Consider the following 12,372-nt stretch of genomic DNA (forward strand, 5'->3'; position numbering starts at 1 on the left):
TCAGGGGCAAGATGTCTGGGCGAACATTTGGTGTGCAGTCCTTGCGATGGGTGGGCGGTTGTGCGCGTTTGTCACGGTGGCCCGGCTCGGAGGTGCTGCTGTCGCTCTTGCCTAACCCTACATTATACCATTTGACGCAATTTCAAGCCACCTTGACGGTTGCGTTCAACAAAACCAGGCGTTTTTGCTCCAGCACACGGTAGCGCTCCAGGGCCGACGCGTCCTGCGCTGCCTGAAGGATCAGCACTTTCTGCTGTTCCTTGATGTCCTCGATGAGCATCCGGTTCAGTAGATCGCGCAGTTCCAGCCGGAGTTCCTGCGACTCGCCCTTGGTCTGGGCGTGGGCGCCGGTCATCACCTTCATCGCCAGGTCTTCGCATTCGTGCTCGCGCAGGCCCTCGCGCAGCACCTCCCAGGCCTGGGGACCGTGCTCGTGGAACTGGCCCTCCAGCCAAGTGAACAGCGGCCCGTGGGGCGAGGGCTGTGCGCACAGGGCGGCATGGTCGTCGTGTGTGAGTTCTTCCAGAAAGCCCATGTGCGACAGCAGCAGGCGCGCGGCGTGGTCTGCCCGGCCCATGGCGGGTGTGCGCGGCAGGCGCGGCTGGGGCCCCCAGGGGGAGTCCTTGTCCTTTTTCTTCCACTTGCCACCGGTGTTGACCCAGTCGCTGCCGCCGCCCTTGCGAAAGGGGGGCTTGCCATTGCCGGTTGCGCCATTTCCACCACCGCTGTAGCCGCCATGGCCGCCGTCGCTCGGGCCCTGGTACCCGCCTCCCACGTAATCGGGCTCATGCGGGGGGTGCCAGCCGTCGAGGTCGGGCGGGGCGCCGCCCCAGGGCGGCTCATCGGCATAGGGGTTGGCGGCTTCCTGCGTGCGTGCCGGGCGCTGCTGGGGGGCTGGCGCCGGGGCGGGAGCGCGGGCGCCGCCGGGGTTCCACAGCTCGGACAGGTCGCGCGCGTTCAACTGCGTCAGTTCGGCCAGTTCGCCCAGCAACTGGCGCTTGAGCACGCCGTCGGGCAGCGCCGTCCACAGCGGGCGGGCGTTGCTGGCCATGTGGGCGCGGCCCTCGGCCGTGGTCAGGTCGCAGCCATCGCTGGCCGACTCGACCAGGAAGCGGCTCAGCGGCACGGCCTCGCTCACGTGCTTGGCAAAGGCGTCGGTGCCGTTGGCGCGGATGAAGCTGTCGGGGTCGTGCTCGGCCGGCAGAAACAGAAACTTGATGTTGCGCGTGTCCGTGGCGTGGGGCAGGGCGCCGTCGAGCGCCTTGCGCGCGGCGCGGCGGCCGGCGTTGTCGCCGTCGAAGCTGAACACCACCGATTCGGTGAAGCGCAGCAGCTTTTGCACATGCTCGGGCGTGCAGGCCGTGCCCAGCGTGGCCACGGCGTTCGGAAAACCCAGCTGCGCCAGGGCCACCACGTCCATGTAACCCTCGGTGACCAGGGCGTAGCCGTGCTCGCGGATGGCGGTGCGTGCCTCGAACAGGCCATAGAGCTCGCGCCCCTTGTGGAACACCGGGGTTTCAGGCGAATTGAGGTATTTTGGCTTGTCGTCGCCCAGCACGCGCCCACCAAAGCCGATGCACTCGCCCTTGACGTTGCGGATGGGGAACATCACCCGGTCGCGAAAGCGGTCATAGCGCTTGTCCTGCCCGTCCTCGCCCACGATGACCAGGCCGCTTTCCTCCAGCAGCGGGTCGTCGTACTGCGGGAACACGCTGGCCAGGCTGCGCCAGCCCTCGGGTGCATAGCCCAGGCCGTAGCGCTTGGCCACCGCGCCCGACACGCCCCGGCCCTTGAAGTAGGCAATGGCGCGCTGCGACTCGCGCAACTGGCGGCGGTAGGCGTCGCCGGCCTTTTCCAGCACGTCGGTCAGCGTGGCCTGCTTCTGGCGGGCGGCGGCGGCGCGCTCCTTTTCCTGCTGGGAGATATCGTCGTCGGGCACCTGCAGGCCCACCTGCTGGGCCAGGTCCTGCACCGCCTCGACAAAGCCCATGCCCGCATGGTCCATGAGAAAGCCGATGGCATTGCCGTTCTTGCCGCAGCCAAAGCAGTGGTAGAACTGCTTGGAGGGGCTGACGCTGAAGGACGGCGACTTCTCCCCGTGGAAGGGGCACAGGCCCATGAAATTGGCCCCGCCTTTCTTCAACTGGACGTAGCGGCCCACAATCTCGACCACGTCGGTGCGGGCTAGCAGTTCCTGGATGAATGACTGGGGGATGGACACCGCTGCATTTTCCTCTATCCCTGGCCGGGCCCCGGGTTCGCCCGCAGATCCCCGCCAGAACCCTGCGTTGTAATAGGGCGGTTCATCGTCCCCGCGAAGGAAATCCCTGCCATGCCCCACATGTTCGACCAGCACCTGGACCGCAACCCGGCCAACTTCGCGCCCCTGTCGCCCCTCGGGTTTCTGGAGCGCACGGCCGAGGTCTACCCGGACCGCCTGGCCATCGTCCATGGTGAATTGCGCCAGACCTGGGGCCAGACCTATGCGCGTTGCCGCCAGTTGGCCAGCAGCCTGAACCGCGCCGGCATAGCCAAGAACCACACCGTGGCCGCACTGCTGCCCAACACCCCGCCCATGGTGGAAGCGCATTTCGGCGTACCGATGGCCGGCGCCGTGCTCAACGCCATCAACACCCGCCTCGATCCCGAGGCCATCGCCTTCATGCTCGACCACGGCGAGGCCCGTGCCATCATTGTCGACCCGGAGTTCACCGGCACCCTCGCCAAGGCCCTGGCATGGCGCAAGTCCACAGCGCCGCTGCTGGTGCTGGAAGTGCAGGACGCCGTGTACGGCCCGGCTGCCCAATCCCTGGGCGGCACCGACTACGACACCTTCGTGGCCGCAGGCGATGCGCAGCACGCCTGGGAACTGCCCGCTGACGAGTGGGACGCCATCGCCCTGAACTACACCAGCGGCACCACGGGCAACCCCAAGGGCGTGGTCTACCACCACCGGGGCGCGGCCACCAATGCCATCAGCAACGTGCTGGAGTGGGACATGCCCAAGCACGCGGTTTACCTGTGGACCTTGCCCATGTTCCATTGCAACGGCTGGTGCTTTCCCTGGACGGTGGCGGCGCGCGCGGGTGTCAACGTCTGCCTGCGCCGCGTGGAGGCGCAGGCCATCTTCGACGCCATGCGCCAGCACGGCGTCACGCACTACTGCGGCGCACCCATCGTGCACGGCATGCTGGTGAATGCGCCCGATGCGATGAAGGCCGGCGTGCCCGCCGGCATAAAGGCCATGGTGGCCGGCGCCGCGCCGCCTGCGTCGATGATCGAGGGCATGGAGAAGATGGGGTTCGACCTGACCCATGTCTATGGCCTGACCGAGGTGTATGGCCCCGCCACCGTGTGCGCCAAGCACGGGGCCTGGGATGACCTGGACATTGGCGAGCGCGCCCGCCTGAACGCCCGCCAGGGTGTGCGCTACCACCTGGAGCGCGATGTGCGCGTGCTCGACCCCGCAACCCTGCAGCCCGTGCCGCAGGACGGCGAGACCATGGGCGAGATCATGTTCAAGGGCAATATCGTGATGAAGGGCTACCTCAAGAACCCGAAGGCCACCGACGAGGCCTTTGCGGGCGGCTGGTTCCACAGCGGCGACCTGGCCGTGCAGTACCCCGACGGCTACATCAAGATCAAGGACCGCAGCAAGGACATCATCATCTCGGGCGGCGAGAACATCTCCTCCATCGAGGTGGAAGACGTGCTCTACCGCCACCCCGCCGTGCTGGCCGCAGCCGTGGTGGCCCGGCCCGACCCCAAGTGGGGCGAGACACCCTGCGCCTTCGTCGAGCTCAAGGCCGGCGCCACGCTCACGCCTGAGGACATCGTGGCCCACTGCAAGCAGCACCTGGCGGGCTTCAAGGTGCCGCGTGCCGTGGTGTTTGGCGAGCTGCCCAAGACCAGCACCGGCAAGATCCAGAAGTTCGAGCTGCGCAAGCAAGCGGGATCGGCCGAGGCCATCGACGTCTGAGCCTCAACCCAGGCCTGTGCTGCTTTCCAGTTGGCTCTGCAGCCATTGCGCAAAGCACTGCGCCTCGGGTGCTGCATCGGGCGCCAGGCCGTAGTAGTGGCGCGTGAGCGGCAGGCGCAGCGCGGGCAAGGGGCACAGCAGGCGGCCGGTGGCCAGGTCGTGCGCCACCAGCGAAGCCGGGGCCAGCGCAAAGCCCAGGCCACCCTGCGCGGCCTGCAGTACGAAGTGCAGGTGGTCGAACTGCAGCTGGCTTGCGGGCCGCAGGCGCGGCGCGCCCACCTGGCGCTTCCAGTGGTCCCAGTCGTCGGGGCGGGAGCGCGACCAGAGCAGCACATGCGCGCCCAGCGCACGCGGTTCGGCCACGGGGACGGTGGAGAACAGGGCCGGCGTGCCCACGATCAGTGCTTCATCCTGCAAGAAAGGCTGCACCGCGATGGACGCCGGCCAGCCCGCAAGGCCCCGGCGGATCGCCACGTCGAAATGCTCCGGGGCATGGTCGGGCGTGACCGTGCTGGTGACCACCTTGGGCTCGATACCGGGGAACTGCGCCACGAAGGCCGGCAGCCGTGGAATCACCCAGCGCACCGCGAACGAGGGCCGCACGTTGATGGTGACCGTGCGCGCGGGTGCATCGTCCATCAGCGCCCGGGCGGCCGCGCCGATCTGTTCCAGCGCCGGGGCCACCTCGGCAAAGAAGCGCTGCCCTTCGGGCGTGAGCGTGACCTGCCGCACCCGCCGCACGAACAGCGCCACGCCCAGGAACGCTTCGAGCGTCTTCACCTGCCGGCTGATGGCACCATGCGTGACGAACAGCTCGGCCGCCGCCAGCGTGAAGCTCTGGTGGCGCGCGGCAGCGGCAAAGGCGCGCACGGCGTTGAGCGGGGGCATGCGGGGTGTCATGTGTGTGATTTTCTCACGCATGGGCGGCCGTAAACTCGTTTGCCGCTGGCGCTGCCGCGCTGCACCATGGCGGCCATGACACCCGCAATCTTCGCCATCAACCCCTGGAACCTGACATGACCGCCACCGTTGTCGATACCGCCCATTCCATCGAGAGCATTGCCCAGCTCGAAGCCTTGTTCGGCACGCCCGGCGAGGCCTCGCGGTCCAAGGAGGTGCCCTTCGTGCACCCCTCGTACCGCGCGATGATCGAGGCATCGCCCTTCGCGGTGTTGGCCACCTCGGGCCAGGGCGGGCTCGATGCCTCGCCGCGCGGCGATGCGCCGGGCTTCGTGCAGGTGCTGGACGAGCGCACCCTGCTGCTGCCCGAACGGCGCGGCAACAACCGCGTGGACAGCCTGCGCAACATCGTGGCCGACCCGCGCGTGGCGCTGCTGTTCCTGATCCCCGGCGTGGGCGAGACGCTGCGGGTCAATGGCCGCGCCAGCATCACCACAGCACCCGATCTGATGGAGCGCTTCGTGGTCGGCGGCCAGCCGCCCAAGTGCGTGATTCGCATCGCGGTGGAGGCTGTGTACTTCCAGTGCGCACGCGCCATCCTGCGCTCGCGCTTGTGGGAGGCCACCGAGCCCGGTGCGCCCCGGCCCGTGCCCACGCCCGGTGCCATCCTGTCGGCCATCAGCCAGAGTTTCGATGGCGCGGCCTATGACCAGGCACTGCCCGAGCGGCAGCGCACGACCCTGTATTGAGCGGCTGGAGCGAGCGGGGCGCCCGCTCCAGGCCGATCACAGCGATCGCAGGAAGGCCAGCAGCGCTTCGCGGTCTGCCGTGGGCAGCGCCTCGAAGCGGCGGCGTGCGGCATCGGCCTCGCCACCATGCCAGAGCACCGCTTCGGTCAGCGAGCGGGCCCGGCCGTCGTGCAGGTAGCCCACCTTGGCGGCCTGGCCTGCGCCCATCACCGTCTCGGTATAGCCGATGCCCCACAGCGGCGCGGTGCGCCACAGGGCGCCCGTGGCCTGGCCCTGCGCGAAGTTGTCGGCCAGCTCGGCACCCATGTCGTGCAGCAGCAGGTCGGTGTAGGGGCGGATGGTCTGGTCGCGCAGCTCGGCGAACAGGTGGCCCGAGCCGGTCTTCATCTCGGCCGTGTGGCAGGCCACGCAGCGCAGGCTGTCGAACAGCCTGGCGCCCAGGGTGACCTGCTGCGGGTTCACGCGGTGCTCGTCCAGCGGCGCCACGCCCTTGGGGAAGCCGCTGGCCTGGCTGCGCTGGGCTGGCACGGCCACCAGGGCCAGGTAGTTGGAGATCGACGCCAGGTCTGCCTCGGTGATGCCGGGCTTGCGCGCGCCTGCTGCACAGGCGGTGGGGCCGTAGTTGCAATCACGCGAGGGGTAGACGGTGGAGGTGACCGACATGTCCTGCAGCAGCGCCGTGGAGGCCTGCTGGCGCAGCGTGGCCTTGGACGCCTTCCAGCCGAAGCGGCCCAGACGCACCACGCCGCTCTCGGGGTCGTACACATAGTTGGGCACGCCCTTCACGCCATCGGCATCCGGCACGGTGCGTGCGCGGGCCAGGATGTCGGCCTCGGGCACGGCTTCGAGCAGGCCCATGCCGATCATGGGGGGCGCGGCACGCAGCGAGTGGACGGCGGGCACGGGGCCGTCGAAGCCGAGCACGGGCTTGCGCAGCTCCACCACGCTGCCATCGGCCAGGCGCACATTGCGCGTCTCGAACCGGGCCACGCGCACGCTGTTGCCCCAGTCCTGCGCTTCGCCGGTGGCGGCGCGGGCGTTCATCTGCAGCACGCTGCCGTAGCGCGGGTGCGGTTGCTGTTGGCCGGCATCGCCCAGGCTGGCGGTCTGCAGCGACATGCTGTCCAGGCGCTGGTTGACCTGCATGGGCGCGGGGCTGCGGCCGTTGTTCACGTGGCAGGCCACGCAGGCCGACTGGTTGAAGTGCGTGCCCTGCAGCTTGGCGGCGGGCATGTACGGGTCGTTGCCCGGCTCGCTGTGGGCACCGGTGTCGAAGCTGGTGTGGATCAGCCGGCGCCCCTCGACGAAGCGCTGCATGTTCTGCATGCCCACGTTGTTGAACGGCTGCTGGAACATCGAGGCGCCGTTGTCCGAGTAGTTGTACGAGACCGAGCCGGTGCCGCCCGAGAGCGTGATCGCCGGCAGCGGCGCCGAGTTCAGCCGCGGCTGCACGCCATACCAGGGCACGAGGCCGGTGCCCACCACGTACAGCCACTCGGCCGAGTAGTAGCGGATGCCGCCGTTGTCGCCCTTGGAGGACATGGATTCGCGCGTGCTGAACATCGCGGGAGAGACCTCGATGGCGTCCCCGGCCACCAGTGCGCGCGAGGGCACGTTGGTGCCATTGGGCAGGCCATTGGCGCCCAGGCCGCCGTGGCCCGGGTAGTCCTTGATGCGCAGCGTGCAGGGGCCGTTGATTCCGTCGGGGCTGGCCAGGCGGCCATTGGCCGGGTAGGGCGTGGGTGCGCAGACCTTGACGTTGCGGTCCACCAGCTCGCCCGGGTTCATCCAGCCGTAGCCGGTGACGCCGGGCCGGTCGAACGCGCGGAAGAACGCCGTGTCGCCCGGCAAGAAGTCCACCGTGGTGTAGCGGTTGACCACCAGCGTTGGCTTGGTCACGCCCGCCACGCGGCTGTTGTCGAGGATCTCCATGCCCCAGGTGCGGTTCTGGAAATACTGGGTCACGAAGGTCAGGTGCGCGCCGGGGCCCTTGTCCACGGGCGCACCCGTGACAGAGTCCACCGTGTCGTTGGGGCCAAAGCCGATCTCGTTCCACTCTTCACCACGCTCGCGGCCATGGCGGCCCAGCGCGCGTGCGCCGAAGCGCGTCACCAGCGTGCCGTCGGCCAGGCGGAACTGGGTCAGCTCGGCGGCCTCGGGTGCGGCGGGCAAGGGCGCCAGCCCCTGGCCATTGGCCGGGTAGCGCCAGGCAGAGGTCGCGCCCACGCCCTGGGTGTTGTCGGTGCCCGGTGTCTTGAACTCCACCTCGAACAGCGAGTAGCCGTAGCCTCCGGCCCGTGCCACGCCCTGCAGGCGGATGTAGCGCGCGCTCATGCCCAGGTTCAGGAACTCCTCGGTGCCGCCCTTGCCGTTGGTGACGTAGCGGATCTGCGTCCAGGTGCTCCCATCTTGCGAGACCTGCAGCGCGTATTCCTTGCCGTAGGAGCGCTCCCAGACCAGCTTCATGTAGCCCACGTCGACCTTGGCGCCAAAGTCGAACTGGATCCAGGCATCGTCCACGAAGGTGCTGCCCCAGCGGCTGCCGAGATTGCCGTCGATGGCGGCCGTGGCCGCCATGCCGGGGTTTTCCACCGCCGATGAGGTCGCGGTCACGGGCTTGATGGCCACGCCCGGCTGGCTGGGCGCTGCAGCCGTTGCTTCGTAGGCGGACTTGTGCTGGACATAGACCACGTTGGACGAAGACTGCGACGCCTCCTGCCCACTGCCGCTGCTGTCCGTGCTGCCTCCACCGCAGGCGGCCAGGCCCAGCGCCAATGCGCCCAGGGCTCCCCAGCGCGCACCGTGGTGCACGCCCTTTTTCATCGTGTGTTCCATGCTTCTCCCACCCCGCATCCGTGTGCGTTCGTTGTGGGCAAATCATAGGCATGAAGACCATTTCACCGGCTACCGCTGTGGCGTGGCCGCAGCGGTTAATTTGCGTTAATTAATTGCAAAACGTGTGTAAACGTATCTTTGAAAGAGGCGTTTTGGGCCGTTGCCGGGTGGCGCAGTGCTTTCGCGCTGGGGTTCCCGCTTTTGGGGCAGTTGCATATGGATGCAATCGGCCCCGGATGGCTTGGGGCGATCGGGTTCCGCATCTCCCCGTGGCGCGGCCTGTTGATTTGCCGCCAGCAGGACTTGCACCATGCGTGAGAAGATGGCCAACCCAAGCGCCTTGCGGCGGCCTTTGTCATAAAAATGACCCTCAGGAACCCCGAATGACCCAGCAGCATCCCTTAATCGCACTCCACGATGGCCGCTCCATCCCCCAGCTCGGCCTGGGCGTGTGGCGCACCCCCGCCGATGCCACCGCACAGGCCGTGAAGGCGGCATTGGCCGCAGGCTACCGGCATATCGACACGGCCGCCATCTACGGCAACGAGTCGGGCGTGGGCGAGGGCCTGCGTGCCAGCGGCGTGGCGCGCGAAGAGGTCTTCATCACCACCAAGCTGTGGAACGCCGAGCAGGGCCTCGATTCCACGCTGCGCGCCTTCGATGCCAGCATGCAACTGCTGGGCCTCGACGTGCTCGACCTGTACCTGATCCACTGGCCGAACCCTTCGCGCGATCTGTACGTGGACACCTGGCGCGCCTTTGTCCGCCTGCAATCCGAAGGGCGGGTGCGGTCCATCGGTGTCTCCAACTTCGAGCCCGAGCACATCGACCGACTTGTGCAGGAGACCGGTGCCAAACCGGTGCTCAACCAGATCGAGCTGCACCCGCGCTTTCAACAGCGCCGGCTGCGTGAATACCATGCTGCAAATGGCATCGCCACGCAGGCCTGGAGCCCGCTGGGCCAGGGCCAGTTGCTGGAGGATGCGGGCATTAAGGCCATCGCCGCCAAACATGGCAAGACGCCGGCCCAGGTCGTCGTGCGCTGGCACATTGAGGTGGGCAACGTCGTGATCCCGAAGTCGGTCAACCCGGGCCGCATTGCCGAAAATGCCGATGTCTTCGACTTTGCGCTGGATGCACAGGACATGGCGGCCATCGCCCAGCTGGACCAGGCCGAAGGGCGTATCGGCCCGAATCCGCTCACGGCGGCGTTCTAAGCGCTGAAAACAAGCGCTTGCAAGAGGGCTTGTTTTTTCACGGAGTGATCGGACTCGAACCCACGCTCTCCCGCGCGGCGCCTGCCCCAGGTCAGGCTTGCTCTGCTGCAAAACCGGCCGCCGCATCGCGCAATGCCTGTGCCAGCAACGCCACCTCCGCATACTGCGCACCCTCGGAGCGCTGGAACAGCGTGATGGGCGGCAGCGTCCAGCCGAAGCGGTGCGGCACGATGGCCACGCCGGCAATGCGCACCAGCTCCTGCGCGATGTCGGCCGGCACGATGGAGACGGCGCGCTCGCTGGCCGCGATCAGCTCGCCGATCACCTTGGACGACAGGCTCTCCACATAGGCCTGTGGCGGGGCCACACCGGCACGCAGGAAGAAGTCGGTGATCTGCTCGCGCATGGGGGTCTGCCGTGCGCCCAGCACCCAGTCGAGTTCGGCCAGCTCGGGCCAGGACAGCGGGCGCCGCGCCAGCCGCGCCGACAGGCGGCGGTGGGCAATCAGGCGGGGCTCCTGGTGGTAGAGCACCTCGTGCATCAGTCCATCCATGTCGAGCACTGCGGAGGCGCGGCCGATCACGCAGTCGAGTTCGTGCGCGCGCAGGCGCTGCAGCAGGTGGTCGCTGGTGCCTTCGTGGATGCTGACGGTGGCGCGCAGGCCGCGCGGCCGCGTCTGGCCGATGGCGGCGGCCAGCAGGCGACCGGGCACGAAGGGGATCACACCGATCTGCAGATGCGCGGCGCGGCCGGCGCTGGCGGCTTCGATGTCCAGCGCCCAGTGGGTGAGGTCCTGCAGCATGGCGCGCGCACGGGCCAGCGCCAGGGTGCCGAGCGCGGTGGGCACCATGCCGCGCGCGGAGCGTTCGAACAGCGGCGCACCGAAGATCGACTCGATTTCGGCCAATGCATGCGTGATGGCCGGCTGGCTGGTGGCCATATGGTGCGCCACGCGGGTGAGCGTGCTGTGCGTTTCGATCTGCTGCAGCAGCACCAAGTGTCGCATCTTTAGGCGCGAGGCCAGGCGGGCCTGCAGGGCCTGGGCGGCATTGGTGTCATGGGATGGCATGGTGAATAGGGTATGCGGAAAATCGCATGGGTGAATAGTAATTGCTGATAGTTTGCTTATACGAACCGACCACAATCCGATGCAGGTGCTGGACGGGCAGGCACCGTACAACAAGGAAGAGGCAATGGATTCGGTATTCATCCTGGTGGCCCTGGGCGCAGTCGCCGCAGGCTTTGTGCAAGGGCTCTCGGGCTTTGGCTTTGGCCTGACGGCGATGTCGCTCTGGGCCTGGACGCTGGAGCCGCGCTTGGCCGCCGTGCTGGTGGTGGCCGGCTCGCTCACGGGCCAGGTGCTCGCGGTGTTCTCGGTGCGCCGGGGCTTCGACAGGCTGCGGCTGCTGCCCTTCGTGCTCGGTGGGCTGGCGGGCATCCCCATCGGTGTGGCGCTGCTGCCGCGGCTGGACATGGACGCCTTCAAGCTCGTGCTGGGCACGCTGCTGGTGCTGTGGTGCCCGGCCATGCTGATGGCCAGGCAGTTGCCGCGCCTGACGCGCGGCGGGCGGCTGGCCGATGCGGTGGTGGGCATGGCGGGCGGTGTGATGGGCGGCATCGGCGGCTTCACCGGCGTGCTGCCCACGCTGTGGTGCACGCTGCGCGGCTGGGACAAGGACGCGCAGCGCGCCGTGATCCAGAACTTCAACCTGGCCATGCTGCTCGTGACCATGCTCGCCTACCTGGCCACGGGCATGGTCACGGCGCCCATGCTGCCCTACCTGGCCGTGGCGCTGCCGGCCATGCTGGTGCCCGTGCTGCTGGGCGCGCGGCTGTACCACGGCATCAGCGAGGCGCGCTTTCGCCAGATCGTGCTGGGCATGCTCACGCTCTCGGGCGTGGCGATGCTGGCATCGGCGCTGCCCAAGCTGGTGGGATGACGGGGCCTTCAGATTCCTGACAACCTGCACGCAGGCTGGGCAGTCGGCCCTAATATCTCCACCGGCAGTGCGCCATGCGCTGCCGCGACAACAACACTGGAGACATATGACAAAAGCAATTTCTGCATGGGCTGCGTGCGCAACCATGGCCCTGTCCCTCGCTTCCACACCGGCCCTGGCCGACGTGTTCACCAAGGAGGAGCTCATCAAGGTCAACAAGGAGGCCGCCGGTGGTGGCAAGGGCACCTTGATTGGCGAATACGCCTTCACCCGCGACAAGGCCCTGAAAGACCAGGCCATCAAGGAAATCAGCTGGCTTACCCTCAAGCCTGGCGACTCCATTGGCTACCACAAGCACACCACGAATGAAGACACCTACATCATCATCTCGGGCCGAGGCACCTTCAAGGACAAGGATGGCAAGGACATCGCGGTGAAGGCTGGCGACGTGACCATCGTGCGCAAGAACGAATCGCACGGGCTTACGAATACGGGGACCGAGCCACTGGTCTTTGTGGATGTGATTGCGGAGCAGTAATTTCCCTGCATGCGTGTGCGACCTGTTTTGAACGGCATGCTTTAGCTGAGGGCGGAGGCCGGGTCTCGGCCCGGCGGCCGAGGTACTTGTTCTTTGCTTCGCCAAAGAGGGTGTAGAAGAAATCTATTTCAACCGACCCAACAGCATCCGAGCCTGCGCAAGCCACACCCACGCAGCCGCATAGAACGGCTTGCGGTCGTGGTGCATCACAAGC

9 protein-coding genes are annotated in these 12,372 nt (G+C 67.6%); 5 read left to right on the plus strand and 4 right to left on the minus strand.

All coding sequences use genetic code 11. From position 1 onward, the window contains the following. Nucleotides 1-142 precede the first annotated feature (142 nt). Nucleotides 143-2,221 (minus strand): DNA primase, encoded by a 2,079-nt coding sequence (dnaG, locus tag ASE31_RS14675; RefSeq protein ID WP_057202415.1) that lies wholly within the window; start codon nt 2,219-2,221, stop codon nt 143-145. Nucleotides 2,222-2,332: 111 nt separating this feature from the next. Between dnaG and ASE31_RS14680 the strand changes: the two genes are divergently transcribed. Further along, nucleotides 2,333-3,979: an acyl-CoA synthetase gene (locus tag ASE31_RS14680; protein ID WP_057202417.1), complete on the plus strand. Its 1,647-nt coding sequence runs from the start codon at nt 2,333-2,335 to the stop codon at nt 3,977-3,979. A gap of 3 nt (nt 3,980-3,982) precedes the next feature. Here the strand turns inward: ASE31_RS14680 and ASE31_RS14685 are convergent, their stop codons facing one another. Beyond that, entirely contained in the window at nt 3,983-4,879 is an 897-nt protein-coding gene (locus tag ASE31_RS14685; protein ID WP_057202419.1) for a LysR substrate-binding domain-containing protein, read from the minus strand. Between the two features lie 116 nt (nt 4,880-4,995). Here ASE31_RS14685 and ASE31_RS14690 point away from each other — a divergent pair, with 116 nt between their 5' ends. After that, a complete protein-coding gene (locus tag ASE31_RS14690; RefSeq protein ID WP_057202423.1) occupies nt 4,996-5,628 on the plus strand; it encodes a pyridoxamine 5'-phosphate oxidase family protein in 633 nt (210 codons plus the stop codon). Between the two features lie 36 nt (nt 5,629-5,664). Here the strand turns inward: ASE31_RS14690 and ASE31_RS14695 are convergent, their stop codons facing one another. Next, nucleotides 5,665-8,463, minus strand: a complete 2,799-nt coding sequence (locus ASE31_RS14695; protein WP_057202425.1) for a di-heme oxidoredictase family protein — start codon at nt 8,461-8,463, stop codon at nt 5,665-5,667. A gap of 383 nt (nt 8,464-8,846) precedes the next feature. On the opposite strand from ASE31_RS14695, the gene ASE31_RS14705 reads away from it, so the two are divergent. Further along, entirely contained in the window at nt 8,847-9,680 is an 834-nt protein-coding gene (locus tag ASE31_RS14705) for an aldo/keto reductase (protein WP_057202429.1), read from the plus strand. Between the two features lie 91 nt (nt 9,681-9,771). On the opposite strand, the gene ASE31_RS14710 is transcribed toward ASE31_RS14705, so the two are convergent. Beyond that, entirely contained in the window at nt 9,772-10,749 is a 978-nt protein-coding gene (locus tag ASE31_RS14710) for a LysR substrate-binding domain-containing protein (RefSeq protein WP_057202431.1), read from the minus strand. 124 nt (nt 10,750-10,873) lie between these two features. On the opposite strand from ASE31_RS14710, the gene ASE31_RS14715 reads away from it, so the two are divergent. Continuing rightward, a complete protein-coding gene (locus tag ASE31_RS14715; protein WP_057202585.1) occupies nt 10,874-11,620 on the plus strand; it encodes a sulfite exporter TauE/SafE family protein in 747 nt (248 codons plus the stop codon). Between the two features lie 145 nt (nt 11,621-11,765). Beyond that, on the plus strand, nt 11,766-12,158 hold the full coding sequence (locus tag ASE31_RS14720) for a cupin domain-containing protein (RefSeq protein ID WP_057202432.1): 393 nt from the start codon (nt 11,766-11,768) through the stop codon (nt 12,156-12,158). Nucleotides 12,159-12,372: the final 214 nt, after the last annotated feature.

This window comes from Acidovorax sp. Root217 (genome assembly GCF_001428645.1).
GTDB lineage: Bacteria > Pseudomonadota > Gammaproteobacteria > Burkholderiales > Burkholderiaceae_C > Acidovorax.